We start from the raw sequence: 17,922 nt of genomic DNA, 5'->3' as shown, positions 1-17,922 counted from the left end.
TTGTTTTAAACTTTGATGCGAATAAACAGAAAAGGTTTAATTGGAATTTAATTTAAAAATCAAATTCGTTTTCCTGTTTTTTAGGATTATGCTGAGGAGCCAGACTGTCTTTTACCACTTTCTTATAAACCTTAGGTATTGTTACAGCTTTTGGTGTTATTGGGAAATACATTTCGGTGAGCCATTTTGAAGGGCTTAAGCTTTCATTTTTCCCTTTTGTAAAAATTTCCAAATGAGAAAAAGTGGAACCAGTTTTAATATTCTTGGCTGTTCCATATGCAGCAGTTTCAGCTAGTGCTTTGTTTTTATATGTATAATTTCCAGTCAAGCTTGTTTTTAATGCTTCAAAAGCTGTGAGTTTTCCTGCTAGAATATCGCTGCCCTCACTAGTAAAAATTTGTTCTTTTATTGGGATGCAAAAAGAAACTCTGGTCAGATCTTTTATTGTATCATAAGTTTGATAGATTATAAAAGGTTTCCCATTCATGCTGATGTTGTTTTGCTGGCAAAAAGCAATAATTTTTGGAAACACAGCATTAGCATTTTTGCTTATATCAGATATTTTACTTGTAAATGATTGTCTTAAGTAGAAAGTTTCCAGTTTTTTGACAATTCCATTTATTTTTACAGCATAAGTAGAGTTTTCAAAATCCAATGTTTTATCAAGGTTCACCAAAGATTTATCATAGATTTTTGATAATGTGTTTTTTGTGCCTACGTTAAAAAATGAACTAACTTTCAGCATAAAATCCATTTTCCCAACAGATTTCCAAGTCACTTTTGTTCCGCCCACAGTATCTTTGAAACTCCAATATACATCCGAAGAAGTTTCATTAAATTCCATTTTCTGAACAATGCTGTCATTCGCTTTAGCGTACAAAGTCTGAATAGTACCTATCTCATTATTTCCTTCCCAAGTAAGAGAACTTCCGTTGCCTGTCGTTGATGGAGAAAATGATGGCTGGACTGATGGATCAGATAAAATCCAAGAGCTGAATTTAGGCCAGTTTTTATAATCATTAACATAATTAAAAACAGTAGCCTTTGGAGAATTGATTACTTTACTGCTTTCTACTGTGAAATCGCCTTTTTGCGTTGCAATATAAATTGTAAGTGCTACAAGACTTAATAGAAATAAAAGAAAAAGATACTTAATAATTCTCATAATGGGTTCAGTGTTTTTGCTGCTGTAAAGTTAGAAATTAAATTAATTATACTACAACATCAATTCATAAAATGTTAAAGCAATTCAGAGGTATTATAGTTTATTATGTAGAAAAATACCTTTACAATTATTTAAAACGCCAAATAGTTTTGCAATAGTGTGTGTGAATTTATATTCAGGCTGTTGAAAATTGATAAATGTGTAAATTAATAATTATTAGAGGCTTTGTTTTTATTGTTTGTTTAAGGAATGTTTATATTTGTTGTGTATTTATTTGTTTAACATCTAAAAAAAATAAAAATGAAATTAGTTAAAACTATAGGTCTTTTCATGGCTTTTACGGTTTCAGTTATCAGCAGCGCACAAAATGATAAAAAAGCTGTGGCAAAATCAGATGAAAATGTGCCTTTCGACTTTTTCGTAGAACAGTTCTCGGATATAAAAGTTTTACGTTACCAAATTCCCGGTTGGGAAAACCTTAGTTTGAAAGAACAGGAGCTCGTTTATTATCTAACGCAGGCAGGAAATTCAGGACGAGATATAATGTGGGATCAGCATTATAGATACAATTTGAAAATACGAAAAGCATTAGAAAATATCTATCAAAATTATAATGGAGACAAAAGTACTGCTGATTGGAAGAATTTTGAAATTTATCTGAAAAGAGTCTGGTTTTCAAATGGTATTCATCATCATTATTCCAATGATAAAATTAAGCCGGATTTTTCTATAAATTATTTTAATACTTTGTTAACAGCGACAAAAACGGATTTATCTCCTGAAATTACTGCTATTTTATTCAATGAAGCTGATTCTAAAAAAGTAAATCTTGATGCTTCAAAAGGATTGCTTGAGGGTTCAGCAATTAATTTTTATGATAAAGGAATCACTCAGAAAGATGTTGAAGCTTTTTATGCCAACAAAAAGAGTCCGGATCCTAAAAAGCCATATTCTTTTGGATTAAATTCTAAATTAGTCCGCAATGCAAATGGACAATTGGAAGAAAAAGTTTGGAAAAGCGGCGGTATGTATGGAGCAGCGATTGATAAAATTATTTATTGGCTGGAAAAAGCACAAAAAGTTGCCGAAAACAAAAAGCAGGGTGATGCTATTGGTCTTTTGATTAAATATTATAAAACCGGAGATCTTAAAACTTGGGATGATTATAATATTGCTTGGTTAAGCGCTACAGAAGGAAATATTGATTACATCAACAGTTTTATTGAAGTGTATAATGATCCTTTAGGGTACAGAGGTTCTTATGAAGGCATTGTTCAGATTAAGGATTTTGACATGTCCAAAAAAATGGAAGTAGTGTCAAGTAATGCTCAATGGTTTGAGGATAATTCTCCATTGGCACCAGAACATAAAAAGAAAAAGGTAGTAGGTGTTTCATATAAAACGGTTATTGTTGCCGGAGAATCTGGAGATTCATCACCAAGCACTCCGATTGGAGTGAATTTACCAAATGCAGATTGGATTCGTGCTGAGCATGGTTCTAAATCGGTTTCACTTGGAAATATTATTGACGCTTATTCTAAAGCTGGAGGAAAAGGCAGATTGAAAGAATTTGCTAATGATGCTGAGGAAATTAGACTGGCAGAAAAATATGGCGAATTAGGAGGTAAATTGCATACTTCTCTGCATGAAGTAGTAGGTCATGCATCTGGACAAATTAATCCAGGCGTTGGAACTCCAAAAGAAACATTAAAAAATTATTCTTCAACATTAGAAGAGGGAAGAGCAGATTTAGTGGGATTGTATTATTTATACAGCCCAAAAATTCAGGAAATTGGATTGACAGACAATTGGAAAGAATTGGGAATGGAGTGTTATGACGGTTATATCCGCAATGGATTGATGACACAGTTAGTGCGTTTGGAATTAGGTGCAAATATTGAGGAAGCTCACATGAGAAACCGTCAGTGGGTGAGTGCTTGGGTTTTTGAAAAAGGTCAAAAAGATAATGTTATCGAAAAAATTACCCGCGATGGTAAAACTTACTTCAATATTACCGATTATGACAAACTGCATGAGTTGTTTGGCCAATTATTGAAAGAAGTACAGCGAATTAAATCAGAAGGTGATTTTGAAGCTGGAAAAGCATTGGTAGAAACATACGGTGTAAAAGTGGATCAAAAACTTCATGCCGAAATTTTAGAGCGCAATAAACAGTTTCCAGATGCTCCTTACAGCGGTTTTGTGAATCCAGTTTTGATTCCAAAATTAAATGCTAAAGGACAAATCATTTCAATAGAGATTGAACAGCCAAAAACATTTGCAGAACAAATGCTGCAGTATTCTAAAAAATATGGTTTTCTGCCGTTAGAAAATTAAGGGTAAAAGTTTCTAAAATTCTAAGCTGCTAAGTTTCTAAGTAATCGGGATTTTAAGATTAAAGTGATCTTAGAATCTTAGTGTCTTAGAAACTTAGTGTCTTTTTTAATGCTTAAAGTAAATCTTGATAACGAACAAGAGTCCGATAAATACCAAGAAACCAATTAAGATTTTATAATTCCCTTTGTAGAAAACTTTATGTAAGTTGGCATCTTTTCGATAAGCAAAGACCATTGTGATGACAAATGCGATGAAAAAACAGAGTGCAAATATTAATTGACCTTGGCTGAACATGTTTGAAAATTTTCTGCAAATTTAGACAATAGTTTAGAAATAGTTGCTAATTTTCCGTTTCAAATCAATAACAAGTCAAAGGATGCAAAAACAAATCAACGCTGTAAAGGAATTTCACACAGCATTTAGAATAGGACACAGCGAAACGCCGATTGCTAGTTTGGGAGAGGTTAAAAATATACTCCGCTATAATTTAATGAAGGAAGAAAATGAAGAATACCTAGAAGCGGTTCAAAATAATGACTTAGTAGAAATTGCCGATGCACTAGGGGACATGATGTATATTCTTTGTGGAACTATTATCGAACACGGGCTACAGCATAAAATTGAAGAAGTCTTTGATGAAATTCAGCGTTCTAATATGAGTAAATTAGGCGAGGATGGAAATCCTATTTACCGTGAAGACGGAAAAGTAATGAAAGGACCTAATTATTTTAAACCCGATTTTTCAAAATTGCTTTTATAATTTCTGAATGATATAAAAAAAGAAATCCCAATTGTTTCGACAATTGGGATTTCTTTTTTACGATCTGCAATCTAAAATCTAAATTTTATACTTTAACTGTCCAGCCAAAGGTATCTTCAGTTAACTTATTTTGAAGGCTTGTTAATTTATCTTTCAATAAAGAAGCAAAAGAGTTTTCAATTTTAGGAAGTTCATAATAAACTTCTTTATATGAATAACCTGCAATTGGGTTTACTACAGCAGCAGTACCAGCTCCAAAAATTTCTTTTAAAGTTCCTTTTTGAGAAGCTTCAACAAGTTCAGAAACTAATACAGGGCGAACCTCTACATTAATTCCTTCTTTTTCGGCCATATCAATAAGACTTTTTCTAGTAATACCATCCAGGATTCTTTCACTTACAGGAGCAGTCAATAAAGTGTCGTTTATTCTAAAGAACACATTCATTGTACCAGCTTCTTCTAGCTTAGTGTGTGTAGCATCATCAGTCCAGATTACTTGTTGGAATCCTTCCTTGTTAGCTAAACTAGTAGGATAGAATTGCCCAGCATAGTTACCTGCAGCTTTTGCAGCACCAATACCTCCGTTCGCAGCTCTGCTGAAGTGTTCTGCAATTAATACTTTTACTTCTCCTGAGTAATATGCTTTTGCAGGAGATAATAATATCATGAATTTATAATCTTCAGATGGGTTCGCTACAACTCCAGCTCCTGTAGCAATCATAAATGGTCTGATGTACATAGTGCTTTCGTTTCCATTTTTTACCCAAGCTTCGTCCAGTTTTAATAATTGTTTTAAACCTTCTATGAAAACAAATTCAGGAACTTCAGGCATAGCCATACGTACCGCAGAACTATTAAAGCGTTTGTAGTTTTCATCTGGTCTAAAAAGCCAAATGTCATTATTAGTATCTTTATAAGCTTTCATACCTTCAAAAATAGCTTGACCATAATGAAAGACTTTTGCAGACGGATCGAGTAGAAGAGGTGCATAAGGCTTAATGACAGGCTGCTGCCATTCTCCGTTAATGAAATCACATTCTAATAAATGGTCTGTAAATACAGCTCCAAAAGATAAATTGTCGAAATCAACTTCATTTATTTTTGTAGCAGTGGCTTTTATTGTTTCTATTTTGTTAGTTTGAGTGGTACTCATAATTATTGCTTATATATTAAAAAAAAGGATTGTTTCGCTGATAAAAATGACGACAGCAATGAAAATTTCTGTAACCATTATTGCTGATTGCAAAATTAAATAAAAATCAGATAAATAGTTGTCAAAAAACCATTAATTATGGTCTTTAACTGTGATTTATTTATTGTATAATTTTATTTAAAAAATGGTGTTAAATTCTGCTGAATATATAAAAAATACCGATTTTAGATAACGATAAGAAATTCTTTTATTTAATTTTGGAAGCAATATAGCAGTCTAAAATGCTGTAATAACTCAAAAACAATACTTTGGAAAGAGAAATTATCCGCACCTCCGATGGTTCTACAACAATTCATATCAAAGATTGGGATGAATGTTATCATTCTAAGCATGGAGCAATACAGGAAGCTAAACATGTATTTATCAAAAATGGATTGGCTTTGTTTCCTAATCAAAAAGTTTCAATACTGGAAATTGGTTTTGGAACTGGTTTGAATGCATTTATTACTTATTTGGAAGCTCAAAAATTAGGACAGACAATTGATTATATAGGAGCAGAGGCGTATCCTATTTCTGCAGAAGAACTGCAATCTATGAATTATCCACACGAACTGAATGCTTTGACAGAAAAAGTTATTTTTGATAAAATGCATGCTGTAAATTGGGGAGAAAAATTCGACCTGTCCGAAAATTTTTCTTTAACCAAAAGAAAGCAATTTTTTGAGGATATTAATGATATTGAAAAGTTTGATTTAATTTATTTTGATGCTTTCGGTTATCGTGTTCAGCCCGAATTATGGAGTGTCGATGTATTTAATAGAATGTTTAAGGCATTAAAAAAAGATTCTATATTGGTAACTTACGCTGCAAGAGGTGTTATTAAAAGAAATATGATTGAAGCAGGATTTACGGTCGAAAAGCTTGCTGGACCACCAGGAAAAAGAGAAATGTTTAGAGCAAGAAAATGATTTTATTCTATAAGCCTTGTGTTTATTAGCTTCTTGTACGAAATCGTTATAATTTTCATATTTTGATGTTAAAAAAAAGATTTGTATTTGGAAAAAAATGTACATTTACGGCATTATAATCGAGATAATAACCCCAAAAAATCTTAATTTATTATGTCTAAAATTATGTTTGATTACACAAAATCAGTACTAGAGAGAGTTAGTTTTGATCCGGTACTTTTCTGTAAAGAATTAGAGAAAGCAATTAGAACACTATTACCTTTTGAACTGGATCAATTAAGAGAGTGGCTGTTTGACTTCACAATCGAGAAACCAGAATTGAAACAATGTTTAATAATTGTAAATTCATAACAAAGAGAGGAATCATTTAATGATTCCTTTTTTTATGGATTTGTTTTTTATTAGATGATTCTTAGTTGAAAGCGTAATTAACTTACAATAAAATTGCAAAATACGTTATTTGTCGACTTATTTTGTTTTTTATGGATTATTTTTAGTTGAGATAAGAAATTTTTTCAATAGTTTTGCAACTGTTTACTAATTCAATTTATTTAAATCTTTTTGTTATTTGTAATTAATTATACAAAAGGGTTCTCGAGAGAGTGAGCTTTAATCCTATACATTTTGAAAAATAGTTGAAAAAAGCAATAAAATACTTGCTCTAAATGTTTAAACAATTAAGAGCAATAAAAAAGGAACCAAATAAGGTTCCTTTTTTTTGTTTTATATTATTTTTTTAAGAGCGGACTCACAATCTGCACATTTTGAAAAACGATCGCACCTTTTACAACTCCAGAAATGGTGCTTCTTAAAGCATCAATGATTTGTATTTTTAATTCACTTTTTGGATAAATTAAACTTACCTCTCGCGCTGGTTTTGGTTCTTTAAAATGTCTTAGTTTTAATTTATCTGAATCCTTTAAATCCAATGTGTGTAAATAAGGTAATAATGTAGTGCCTAATCCTTCATCAGCTAGTTTTATTAATGTTTCAAAACTGCCGCTTTCTATTTGAAAAGATTTAAGTCCTGCTTCATTTCTGTTTTTACATAAGTTTAAAATTCCGTCTCTAAAACAGTGTCCATCCTGCAGCAGTAGGATTTCATTGATATTAAGGTCATCAATTTCAATTTCTTCTTTTTGGTAAATTGCGTTATTTTCAGGAATGTATGCTACAAATGGTTCAAAGTAAAGAACAATCTCTTTGATTTTTTCATCCTCCAGAGGTGTAGCTGCAATTGCCGCATCCAGGTTTCCATTTTTTAATTTTATGATAATTTCTTCAGTATTCAGCTCCTCAATGATTAATTTGACCTTTGGATACTTTTTAATGAAATTATTCAAAAACATTGGCAATAGAGTAGGCATGATGGTCGGTATAATTCCAAGTCTGAATTCCCCTCCAATAAATCCTTTTTGCTGTTCTACAATATCCTGAATTCTGTCTGCTTCATTTACAATGTTTTTGGCTTGAGAAACAATTTTTTGACCAATATCAGTAAGCTGAATCGGTTTTTTTGTTCTGTCAAAAATTTGAATATTTAATTCTTCCTCAATTTTTTGGATCTGCATACTCAAGGTAGGCTGAGTCACAAAGCATTTTTCGGCAGCCTGAGTGAAATTTTTGTGTTCGGCAACTGCCAATACATATTTAAGTTGTGTGATAGTCATTAGATAGTATATTTTTATGCAAATATAAAAACAATCAATTTAATTTATACTTCTTTTTGCGTTTATTACATAATTTTGAAATAAAAATAAATCATAGAAATAGATTTAGTAAATTACTATAAGTTTTAAAAAAAAATATATTATGAAAACAAATGTTTTGGGTTTGCCAATAGAAGAATCAGAAGTTATTATAGTAGAACTGAATATTTTATTGTCTAACTATCAAATTTATTATCAAAGTTTGAGAGGTTTGCATTGGAATATTAGAGGAAGACGCTTTTTTGATTTACATCTGAAATTTGAGGAATTATATAATGATTCTCAGCTGAAAATTGATTTGATTGCCGAAAGAGTTTTAACCCTTGGCGGAAGACCGCTGCATACTTTTGATGACTATATAAAATTTAATCAATTGCCAGTTGGGAAAAATATTTCAAATGATGAAGCGGGTATTCAATTAGTTGTAACTTCTCTTTCTCAATTACTAAAGATAGAAAGAGAAATTTTAAGTAAAGCTTCGAATATTAATGATGAAGGTACAAATTCTATGATGAGTGACTTTATTGTAGAGCAGGAAAAAACTATTTGGATGATGAAAGCTTGGTTAGAAGAAAGTCTGTAAAATTAATTTACATTTTTGATATGGAAAGCCTAATTATTTTGTGATTTTTTAGGCTTTTTTTCATGTTAAAAATAAATTAATTTTATGAAACTAATTTTTTAATTCAATTTCTATCTCCTATTTTTGCCCACATGAAGATTTTTGCAAGTATGGTATTATTGTTTTTTGTTTTTTTCCTCGTAGCACCTACAATTGCGGTGTGTATGGAAAATGACAAGGAGAATACTAGTCTTTGCGGAAATTCCAGCAGTACTTCTTTTGAAGAATTAAAACATGATATAAAGTATTATACATTCAATACTTTTATTGAAATTCCTTTCCTAGTCTTAAAAAAAGGATCTGGTCTTATTATTTTTGAAAATTTATCGAAGCATGATTTAAACTATGCCTCTATATTTATTCCCCCTCCAAACAGATTTTAGGTTTATCTATTTATCATCATTTATGATTGGTTGCTAATGTAATTAAATAAGTATTTGAATATTTAGTGCATTAACAGACTGTGTAATTATTTCCAGTTTTTAATTGGAAAAAAAGCATTGCGAACAGACGTTGTAGGTTTTGGATATTATCCCAGATTTACAGTTCTGATTAACTGGCCTGTATACCTGCTGGTTAGCAATGATAATGATGCCCCATTTTTTTAGATACTTTTTTACAATAAAAGTGTCTTTCATTACAATATTATTGCAGTGAAAACCTAATAATCAATCTTATAATAATTTTATATTATGTCAAAGAATACAAATCTTTTTGCCTACTTCAAATCCGATTTTGCATCTGGTTTAGTAGTTTTTTTAGTAGCCTTGCCTCTATGTTTGGGAATTGCAATGGCCTCTGGTGCTCCTTTATTTTCTGGAATTATTACAGGTATCGTGGGTGGAATTGTTGTTGGATTTTTAAGCCAGTCACAAATAAGTGTTTCGGGACCGGCAGCAGGTTTGACAGCTATAGTACTTACAGCTATTACCAGTTTGGGTGGGTTTGACACTTTTTTAACTGCTGTTTTTATTGCGGGAATTATACAATTGACTTTGGGTTTACTAAAGGCAGGAAGTATTTCAAATTATTTTCCGACCAATGTAATTGAAGGAATGTTGGCTGGTATTGGTGTCATAATTATTATGAAACAGCTGCCGCATGCTTTTGGTTATGATGCAGATTTTGAGGGAGATCAGGCTTTTGAACAATCATCTGGTGATAATACTTTTTCTGCTCTTTTTGATGTTTTTAATCACTTGCAGTTAGGAGCGATACTGATTACATCAATTTCAATTGCGATTTTGATTGCATGGGATAAAGTGCCGGTTTTAAAGAAACTGAAATTAGTACCTGGTGCATTGGTAGCAGTAATTGTTGGTATATTGCTGAATGAATTTTTCATTTCATCGGGAAGTTCATTAGCTATTGAGAAAGAACATTTAGTTTCATTGCCTGTGCCAACATCCTTAGATGAATTTAAAGCCATTATTGTTACACCAAATTTTTCTGCGTTTACGAATCCACAAGTTTGGGTAGTTGGTGTAACTATCGCAATAGTTGCTTCTATCGAAACGCTTTTGTGTATTGAAGCGGCAGACAGAATGGATGTTCATAAAAGATATACCAATACAAATGTTGAATTAAAAGCACAGGGGATTGGGAATATTGTTTGTTCATTGATTGGCGGACTGCCATTAACATCTGTTGTGGTTCGTACTTCTGCTAACAATTCAGCAGGGGCAAAATCAAAATTATCAGCCATAATTCATGGTGTTTTATTGCTGGTATGTGCTTTATCAATTCCATTTATTTTAAATAAAATACCTCTGGCGACACTTGCTGCAGTTTTGATTTTAGTAGGGTATAAATTAGCAAAACCGGCAACATTCAAACATTTTTGGAGTTATGGAAAGTACCAATTCCTGCCTTTTATCGCTACCTTTTTAGGAGTTGTATTTACAGATTTGTTAAAAGGAGTTGTTTTGGGAATTGTAATCTGTATTGTATTTATATTGAGAGGAAATCTTAAAAGAGCATACAGTTTTAGAAAAAAGGAGTATGTAGATGGGGATATAATTCATATTGATTTGGCTCAGGAAGTTTCGTTCTTGAATAAAGCAGCTATCAAAATGACATTAGCTAATATTCCTGTAAACAGCAAAGTAGTAATTGATGCACAGGATACAGTATACATTGCTCATGATATTTTAGATTTAATACATGAATTTAAGACAACAAGAGCTATTGATGATAATATAGAAGTGAAACTCAATGGGTTTAAAAAAGAGTATGCATTAGAAAACAGCAGCGCTTCTCAAAATCATGTTACCATAGAGCATCATTATGATTTTGCAAAAAGAGAAATGGTCGAAAAGAAAGTCTTTGATGATGGATTTTCAGAATAATTAGTAATTTTAGACCAGTAAAACATAACTATTAAATAGACATTTAAAACAAACACAATGAGCGATTTTTATAAAAAAATATTAGATAATAATAAAAAATGGGTTGAGGAACAATTGGAATTAGATCCAGAATTTTTCAAAGATTTAGCCAAAGGACAGCAGCCACCATTATTGTGGATTGGCTGTTCTGATAGCCGTGTTCCTGCAAACGAAATTATTGGTGCTAAACCAGGGGAAGTTTTTGTTCATAGAAACATTGCAAACATGGTAGTTCATACAGATATGAATATGTTAAGCGTTTTAGATTACTCAGTAAATGTATTGAAGGTAAAACATGTTATCGTGTGCGGACACTACGGCTGTGGAGGAGTAAAAGCGGCGATGGGGAATGATTCTATAGGGATTATTGATAACTGGATTCGTCATATAAAAGATGTGTACCGTTTGCATGATAAGTATTTAAATTCTATTCCTGATGAGACGCAGCGTTTTAATGCCTTTGTAGAAATTAACGTGAAAGAGCAGGTATATGATTTAGCTAAAACTTCGATTGTACAGGCGGCTTGGAAAAACGGACAGGATTTATCACTTCATGGCTGGGTTTACGGTTTAAATTCGGGCTTTGTAACCGATTTAGGGGTTAATTTTAGTTCCAATGAAGATTTGGATGAAGTTTATCAGCTTAACATCAAACAATAATAAGCTGGAGTTGAAAAAAAAGAGAAAGGCTGTTTATATTTTTAAACAGCCTTTCTTATATTTTTAATCATCATGTTCTAAGTTTTCATTAAATGCTGACGGCAGAAGTTTTGGAATAAACTTGATTAAAAGCGGCAGTAATAAACTTCCTCCCGGAAGTAAAAATATGGTTAGAGAAGGTACTGTTTTGCATATATCCAACAGTTGTTTTTTTACTTTTTTCTTTTCCTTTTCATCCAAATCCCTATGGGTTGAATGCGCCAAAAGCAGCATTAATTCCTTGCTTTGAACTATTTCTTTAACCAGTCTCGACTTATTTCGTGAAATCAGGGTGATGACACTTTTTGTAGTCTGATCATAAAAGTGTTTAACAGGATTCGAATAATTGAAATAAGGAATTTCTTTTTTGTGTGTAGTTATAAAGCTGTCTGTATTAATTATGCCCAGCGTTACAAAATCGTCTTCAATTGATAATGTTTCTGCTAGTGCATGCAAAAAATAAGATTCATTATTTTCCATGATTCCATCACTCCATAAAGCCATTCCAGCAATATCAATTAAGTATTTTTTTTCCAGTTCGGCAGTAAAATAACTTAGTTCTAACGTTTCTAATGTAATGTTTTCTTTTTTTGAAAATTTGCTGTACCGTATAGAAGCTTCAAATAATTTAATCAATAAATCATCATATTGTGATTTGTTGTTTTTTATTTTCAAAGCAAGAATGACAATGTTTACAATTGTTTCCTCAATTTTTTTTAGATATTTTTCTGGAATCTGTCCCTGCAGCAAATATTGGCGAAAAGCCAAAACATCTATAAATAATAATGCGTTGGTAACTAAGTGAGAAAAATTTTTGTTGATTATGTTATCATTTGTCTGCACACGTTCATCAATAACGTTCTCTAAAGTTAATGCAGGAGAATTTTTGGGAACAATTTTTTTGAATAAGCTGAATCCTTCAGGATGCATTTCCTTGTAAAAAAGATTGGCTTGTTCAATAAAATCGGATGGATCTTTTTCTTTATTTATTATCGAAAAAATACCGTGCAAGGCATTTAATAAAGCTAGTTTGGAAATTTCTTCATTAAACCAACCTTTAGTTTCTATTTCAAAAGGAGTGTCAAATGAAATGATGTGGCCATAAATAAAACCAGTTTCCCTTATTTTTTGATAAAAGCTGGCCTCAGTTTCAGATATAGTATGTTCTGATAACTTTAGTTTAGTAAAATATTTTTCTATCCAACCAGATGCCGAAGGGTTAATCATTGCTTTATTTTGATAATACAAAACTATGTCTTTTTATCAATCTATACCTAATTCTAAAGGTTATAAAATAGATTATCGGCTGTTTTTTGTGAAATCGCACATTTGCATATGGCTACAATGTGAATTCGATTTTTCACAGCCTTTTTTTGATTTAAAATTTTAATTTCAGCATTTTTGATAGGGGAAAAACTTGAGGTTTTTTGGTAAAAGAGTTCTTGCTGGTGTAGATTTTGGGATATGTAAATTGTCGGCAAGGAATCTATTTAAATAAATTAATCTCTTGATTTTTTATTTTGAGCACAAAGCTCAATTATTGAGTTAATTCTAGTGTTTCTGGTTTCTTGCCTTTTTGCTTGATTGAGCCAGTGGAGATAATTTTTCCGATAAGAAGGACTGAACTTTTGATAGTTTTCGAATGCAGTTTTATTTTCTTCAAAAGCTGATTGCAGATCATCAGGAATTATTAAATTTTCGGTTGCATCCGAGGATGTCCAGGAGCCATTTTGTTTTGCGGTTTCAATTTTGGACAAGCCACTTTCATGCATCAAGTTGTCTGCAATGAGTTTTTCAATATAAGTTTTATTGAGTTTGCTCCAGATGCTTTTGTTTTTTCTGGGTGTAAATAATTGTCTTCGTCTGTGTTCGTCGATTCTTTTCACTGTAGAATCAATCCAGCCGTAGCAGATTGCTACTTGAACAGCTTCTTCCCAGCGCATGCTTTCGAAAGGACTGTTTACTTTATAAAAAATTAAATACACACCAGCTGACGAATCATGGTTATCGTGCAGCCATTCCCGCCATTCTGATGTGTTTTTAAAATAATGCTGTTCTTTCTCTATCAAGGAAAATCAGTTTTTTATTTAATAATTGCCGAACACGCAACTCTTGCTCCAGCATTTCCTGCAGGCTGACTCACAAAGTCATCGGCTCCTTGGTGAACTATAAGTCCTTTTCCTAGAATATCTTTTGCTGGATCATCACCGCCTATAGACCATTCATCTGTAGTTAATGTGATTGTTCCATTTCCTTTTTCGTCTGCTGTAAAATTGCCTATATCTCCTCTATGGTGCTCTACATCACCCCATTTTCCATGTTTTTTAAAAGTAGGGTTCCAGTGTCCTCCTGCCGAACTTCCGTCAGCTGCCGAGCAATCAGATTTCTCATGAATATGAATAGCATGAATTCCAGGTTTTAGACCAGAAATTTTTGCTGTAAAAGTTACTTTGCCATTTTTTTCCACGAAAGTAGCAGTACCCGTAACATTACTGCTGCTTTTTGATTCAAAAGTAAGGTTTAGGCTTTTAGAGTCACTCGATTTGCTATTGGTTTTACAGCCAATGATTACGGCGATAATTACGGCTGCCGAAAAGATTATTTTTTTCATGTTTTTTAAATATTATAAATTGGATTATAAAATTACGTATAAAAAAGTTCCTAAGTCTCTAAGATGTTAAGTTTCTATGTTTTTAAGCTTCAAAAGATATTATAATTTAGGTACTCAGAAACTTATAATCTCAGTAATTCTACTTGGACTTTTCTCCCACAAAATGGTTTGTTGGCGATTTAAACAATATATTGAATGAAGTCAGACTGCCATAAATCCTTGTGATATATTGCTGTAATTCAATTTTTTCTATTTCTTCAATTTTACTGCTGTTTATTTTTTGTTCCATAACACGTAAACGGTCGCGGACCATTATTATTTTATGAAAAAAGGTGTCAATGGGAATTTCTTTGGAAGCTAATCCAGCCTGACCCGGTTCTAAGATTAATTTACCGCCTTTCCATTTGTCTCCTATTGGTACAATTTCTGAAACATCAGACCATTTTTTCAGAAGATCTCTTAGTGATTGTTCAACTTCCGAAAAACTTATTGTATCTACTTCGTCAACTGTAGCTTCTATAACTTTAAATTCATCATTTAAAGGAATGGTTTCAAGTCCATTTTCTATAAATGTAACCCAATATTCTTTGGACGAAACATTGGTTATTACTCCTTTTCCATATTCGGGATGCTCAATTCGGGAACCGATTCCTAGTAGTGTCATTTTTTTTCTTTTTTACGAAAATAAATATACCTTTTTTAAAAAGCAAATTCGAAAGCAGACATCTTTTTTCTTATTAATTTTTTTTATATTTACAGATAACAATTTTGCATGTAAACCAATAAAAATGAGAAAAATAAAGTTATTGTTGCTGTTTGTCTGCATAAGTTTTATTTCCTGCTCTACCCAACAGAAAAAATTGAAAACATTTTCGCTTGACGGTACATGGGAATTGAATTATATAACTGGACCTAAAATAGCTTTTGGCGGATTGTATCCTCATAAAAAGCCGACAATTGTGTTTGATGTTACAAATAATAAAATAGCAGGAAATAATAGCTGTAATCAGTATTTTGGCGCATTGCTTCTTGATGGTGCTAAAATTAATTTTAAAGATGCAAAGATGGGAATGACAATGATGGCCTGCGAAGGTAATGGAGATTCGCTCTATATGGAAACGCTGCAAAAAATAGAAACATACACGATTACTGACGATGGGAGAACCTTAAATTTTTTATTGGGCGATATTATAATGATGAAATTCAGCCGTCAAAAATAATTGCATAGTTTTTCTTTAAAATATTTAAAGTTGAAATAAAATTTATTTGATTATGAAAACATTAGTAACAACTTTTTTGCTGTTTTTTTCAATTTTTTTCGGTTTTGCTCAGGAAAAAAGTAAGCAGCAGATAAAAGAAGAAAAAAAATTAGCAAAGCAAAAAGAGATAGAGGCTCTAGTAGACTCAAAGGAATATGAGTTTCAAGCTGATATGGCTTTTCCTCAAGGAACTAGAAGTATCAATATGACTACAAATGCTAATTTTTTGCGATTTAAAAAAGATACCATTCACAGCGAGATGCCTTTTTTTGGAAGAGCATATAGCGGAGTTGGTTATGGAGGTGGCGGAGGTTTAGATTTTAAAGGGCCAATTAAGGATTATTCTATAAAAAAAGGAAAAAAATATTATACCATTAAAGCTGATGTAAAAGGTGATTCTGATTCGTACGGTATTATTTTGACAGTTTACTTTGATGGAGGTGCTAATCTTTCGATTAATTCTATAAATCGCAGTCCTATCAGTTATAGAGGAAATATTGATAAACTTGAAATAAAAAAATAATGAAGTTTTTTTTAAAAATCACTGCTTTCTTTGAATTGGCTACTGGGCTGGGATTGTTATTCATTCCTAAAATAGTTATACTTATTTTACTAGGGACCACTTTGGATGGGGCTGGAGCGAATATTACGGGTATGGTAGCGGGGACGGCTTTGATAGCTATAGCTTATGCCTGCTGGTTAGCGCAAGACAGTGGGGCTGTACTAATAAGGCCTTTGTTGTTATATAATACAGTTGTAGCGGGTGTATTATTCTTTGGATTTTTAAATTTTAAACTTATTAGCTATGGACTATGGCTGACAATAGTTTTGCATACTGTGTTTTCAGTATGGAGTTTGCTTTTATTGCTTAGAATTAAGGAATTAAAGAAAAATTAATTTCAATAGTATCTGTATTTTATCACTGTCTTTAGAAAAACAAAACAAAAATCATGATCCAATTTTTCAAAAGAAAGTGCTTTTCAATTAACGTTTTATTGTTATTCTTTTTTGTGTGTATTCAAATGGATGTGATAGCACAAATACCTTCAGATTCGGATGAGTCGTGCCCTCCCAAAACCGTATTTGAATTATTCAAAAAGAAAGATTCTCTTATTGTAGTAAAACCAATTAAAAATAGTTTTTTGCTTGTTATCCCAATAATTGGAGTACAGCCCGCTACGGGATTTAGTTATGGTGCCACGGCTCAATATACTTTTAAAGGGAAAGATGTTTTAGATAAATATTCTTCGGCAAATATTGGAGTTGTTTTTACAACCAAAAAACAGCTGATGGTTAATATTAAGAACAGTATTTTATTAAAAAATAACAAAATTTACTTAAGCGGAGATTCTCGAATGTATGTATTTACCCAGCCCAATTATGGATTGGGTACCAATATTATTCCAAGTGATAAAAAAGATCCTGACTTTGATATTGAATCAATTGAAGAGCCAATGGATTACAATTATTTTAAGATGCATCAAACTGCTTCTTGGGAAGTACGTGAAAATTTTTACGTGGGAGGAGGCCTGCATATTGATTGGTATTCTTCTATAGTAGATAAAAATCTCGATGAAGCTAATGGAAAATTAACTCACCATTACAATTATAGTATTCAAAATGGATTTAATGACAAAGAATATTTTGTCAATGGTCTTAGTCTTAATTTGATTTATGATTCAAGAGATAACCAGATCAATGCAAGGAAAGGCTGGTTTGCAAATGTGAATTATAGATTTAATTGCGCTTTTTTTAACGAGCAGAAAGCGAGTAATATATTGTATTCCGAGTTCAGGTATTTCTTGCCGTTAAATCCCAAAAAGCAAAATTTTGTTTTAGGTTTTTGGACTTTTGGCCAATTTGTGACAAAGGGAGCTGTCCCTTACTTAAATCTGCCGGCATTAGGCTGGGACCAGCGGAGCCGAAGCGGTGAAGGATATATTCAAGGATTGTTTAGAGGTAATAATCTGATGTATTTTCAAACAGAGCTGAGATTTCCTATTAGCTGTAATCAGATGCTTAGCGGGACAGTTTTTACCAACTTTACAACAGCAAGCAACAAATATCAAAATATTAATCTTCTTGAATATGTTCAGCCTGCATTTGGAATAGGATTAAGACTTTTAATTGATAAGGCAACCCGTACCAATTTAGTTCTTGATTATGGTGCAGGAAATCATTTTAATGGATTTTATTTAAATGCCGGAGAAACGTTTTAGTTTTTTTAATATTAATTAATAGGAAACTTTAAC

The 17,922-nt window shown here is 32.0% G+C and carries 20 protein-coding genes; 12 read left to right on the top strand and 8 right to left on the bottom strand.

Annotation, left to right across the window (positions count from 1 at the left end):
• Positions 1 to 52 precede the first annotated feature (52 nt).
• Positions 53 to 1,165: an SRPBCC family protein gene (locus C8P67_RS01060; RefSeq protein WP_115809477.1), complete on the bottom strand. Its 1,113-nt coding sequence runs from the start codon at positions 1,163 to 1,165 to the stop codon at positions 53 to 55.
• Between the two features lie 330 nt (positions 1,166 to 1,495).
• Here C8P67_RS01060 and C8P67_RS01055 point away from each other — a divergent pair, with 330 nt between their 5' ends.
• Positions 1,496 to 3,502, top strand: coding sequence for a dipeptidyl-peptidase 3 family protein (locus tag C8P67_RS01055; RefSeq protein WP_394338633.1), 2,007 nt, complete (start codon positions 1,496 to 1,498; stop codon positions 3,500 to 3,502).
• A gap of 105 nt (positions 3,503 to 3,607) precedes the next feature.
• On the opposite strand, the gene C8P67_RS22310 is transcribed toward C8P67_RS01055, so the two are convergent.
• Positions 3,608 to 3,796: a hypothetical protein gene (locus tag C8P67_RS22310; protein ID WP_115809473.1), complete on the bottom strand. Its 189-nt coding sequence runs from the start codon at positions 3,794 to 3,796 to the stop codon at positions 3,608 to 3,610.
• Between the two features lie 82 nt (positions 3,797 to 3,878).
• On the opposite strand from C8P67_RS22310, the gene C8P67_RS01045 reads away from it, so the two are divergent.
• A complete protein-coding gene (locus C8P67_RS01045; RefSeq protein WP_115809471.1) occupies positions 3,879 to 4,262 on the top strand; it encodes a pyrophosphohydrolase domain-containing protein in 384 nt (127 codons plus the stop codon).
• An 85-nt stretch (positions 4,263 to 4,347) separates the two neighbouring features.
• Here the strand turns inward: C8P67_RS01045 and C8P67_RS01040 are convergent, their stop codons facing one another.
• Positions 4,348 to 5,415 (bottom strand): branched-chain amino acid aminotransferase, encoded by a 1,068-nt coding sequence (locus C8P67_RS01040; RefSeq protein ID WP_115809469.1) that lies wholly within the window; start codon positions 5,413 to 5,415, stop codon positions 4,348 to 4,350.
• Between the two features lie 308 nt (positions 5,416 to 5,723).
• Here C8P67_RS01040 and mnmD point away from each other — a divergent pair, with 308 nt between their 5' ends.
• The gene (gene mnmD / locus C8P67_RS01035; RefSeq protein ID WP_115809467.1) at positions 5,724 to 6,383 is read left to right on the top strand and encodes a tRNA (5-methylaminomethyl-2-thiouridine)(34)-methyltransferase MnmD; all 660 of its coding nucleotides are present in this window, start codon (positions 5,724 to 5,726) and stop codon (positions 6,381 to 6,383) included.
• 153 nt (positions 6,384 to 6,536) lie between these two features.
• A complete protein-coding gene (locus C8P67_RS01030; protein WP_100841544.1) occupies positions 6,537 to 6,734 on the top strand; it encodes a hypothetical protein in 198 nt (65 codons plus the stop codon).
• Positions 6,735 to 7,111: 377 nt separating this feature from the next.
• Here C8P67_RS01030 and C8P67_RS01025 read toward each other — a convergent pair whose 3' ends face one another.
• Positions 7,112 to 8,053 carry a LysR substrate-binding domain-containing protein gene (locus C8P67_RS01025; RefSeq protein ID WP_115809465.1) on the bottom strand — a complete coding sequence of 314 codons (942 nt, stop codon included), beginning with the start codon at positions 8,051 to 8,053 and terminating at the stop codon, positions 7,112 to 7,114.
• 142 nt (positions 8,054 to 8,195) lie between these two features.
• On the opposite strand from C8P67_RS01025, the gene C8P67_RS01020 reads away from it, so the two are divergent.
• The 4 genes from C8P67_RS01020 to can all read left to right on the top strand — a co-directional run bounded on the left by C8P67_RS01020 (position 8,196) and on the right by can (position 11,761).
• A complete protein-coding gene (locus C8P67_RS01020) occupies positions 8,196 to 8,675 on the top strand; it encodes a Dps family protein (protein ID WP_115809462.1) in 480 nt (159 codons plus the stop codon).
• Between the two features lie 203 nt (positions 8,676 to 8,878).
• Complete coding sequence (locus C8P67_RS01015) at positions 8,879 to 9,097, top strand: hypothetical protein (protein ID WP_147298182.1); 219 nt, start codon at positions 8,879 to 8,881, stop codon at positions 9,095 to 9,097.
• A 309-nt stretch (positions 9,098 to 9,406) separates the two neighbouring features.
• Positions 9,407 to 11,062: a SulP family inorganic anion transporter gene (locus tag C8P67_RS01010; protein ID WP_115809458.1), complete on the top strand. Its 1,656-nt coding sequence runs from the start codon at positions 9,407 to 9,409 to the stop codon at positions 11,060 to 11,062.
• 57 nt (positions 11,063 to 11,119) lie between these two features.
• On the top strand, positions 11,120 to 11,761 hold the full coding sequence (gene can, locus C8P67_RS01005; RefSeq protein WP_115809456.1) for a carbonate dehydratase: 642 nt from the start codon (positions 11,120 to 11,122) through the stop codon (positions 11,759 to 11,761).
• A 63-nt stretch (positions 11,762 to 11,824) separates the two neighbouring features.
• On the opposite strand, the gene C8P67_RS01000 is transcribed toward can, so the two are convergent.
• The 4 genes from C8P67_RS01000 to C8P67_RS00985 all read right to left on the bottom strand — a co-directional run bounded on the left by C8P67_RS01000 (position 11,825) and on the right by C8P67_RS00985 (position 15,075).
• Positions 11,825 to 13,027: an LETM1-related biofilm-associated protein gene (locus tag C8P67_RS01000; protein ID WP_115809455.1), complete on the bottom strand. Its 1,203-nt coding sequence runs from the start codon at positions 13,025 to 13,027 to the stop codon at positions 11,825 to 11,827.
• A 272-nt stretch (positions 13,028 to 13,299) separates the two neighbouring features.
• Positions 13,300 to 13,869 carry a YdeI/OmpD-associated family protein gene (locus C8P67_RS00995; protein ID WP_115809453.1) on the bottom strand — a complete coding sequence of 190 codons (570 nt, stop codon included), beginning with the start codon at positions 13,867 to 13,869 and terminating at the stop codon, positions 13,300 to 13,302.
• A 14-nt stretch (positions 13,870 to 13,883) separates the two neighbouring features.
• Positions 13,884 to 14,411, bottom strand: coding sequence for a superoxide dismutase family protein (locus C8P67_RS00990; RefSeq protein WP_115809451.1), 528 nt, complete (start codon positions 14,409 to 14,411; stop codon positions 13,884 to 13,886).
• Between the two features lie 139 nt (positions 14,412 to 14,550).
• Positions 14,551 to 15,075 (bottom strand): hypothetical protein, encoded by a 525-nt coding sequence (locus tag C8P67_RS00985; protein ID WP_115809449.1) that lies wholly within the window; start codon positions 15,073 to 15,075, stop codon positions 14,551 to 14,553.
• Between the two features lie 124 nt (positions 15,076 to 15,199).
• Between C8P67_RS00985 and C8P67_RS00980 the strand changes: the two genes are divergently transcribed.
• From C8P67_RS00980 to C8P67_RS00965, 4 genes are all read left to right on the top strand, one after another.
• On the top strand, positions 15,200 to 15,631 hold the full coding sequence (locus C8P67_RS00980) for an META domain-containing protein (protein WP_115809447.1): 432 nt from the start codon (positions 15,200 to 15,202) through the stop codon (positions 15,629 to 15,631).
• Positions 15,632 to 15,683: 52 nt separating this feature from the next.
• Positions 15,684 to 16,193, top strand: a complete 510-nt coding sequence (locus C8P67_RS00975) for a DUF4251 domain-containing protein (protein ID WP_115809445.1) — start codon at positions 15,684 to 15,686, stop codon at positions 16,191 to 16,193.
• Positions 16,193 to 16,567: a hypothetical protein gene (locus C8P67_RS00970; protein WP_115809443.1), complete on the top strand. Its 375-nt coding sequence runs from the start codon at positions 16,193 to 16,195 to the stop codon at positions 16,565 to 16,567. Before C8P67_RS00975 ends, C8P67_RS00970 begins: the two co-directional genes overlap by 1 nt.
• 125 nt (positions 16,568 to 16,692) lie before the next feature.
• Complete coding sequence (locus tag C8P67_RS00965) at positions 16,693 to 17,889, top strand: BamA/TamA family outer membrane protein (protein ID WP_394338632.1); 1,197 nt, start codon at positions 16,693 to 16,695, stop codon at positions 17,887 to 17,889.
• The last annotated feature ends 33 nt before the right edge of the window (positions 17,890 to 17,922 follow it).

This window comes from Flavobacterium aquicola (assembly GCF_003385115.1).
Taxonomy (GTDB): Bacteria; Bacteroidota; Bacteroidia; order Flavobacteriales; family Flavobacteriaceae; genus Flavobacterium; species Flavobacterium aquicola.
This window is presented reverse-complemented; position numbering and strand designations above follow the sequence as displayed.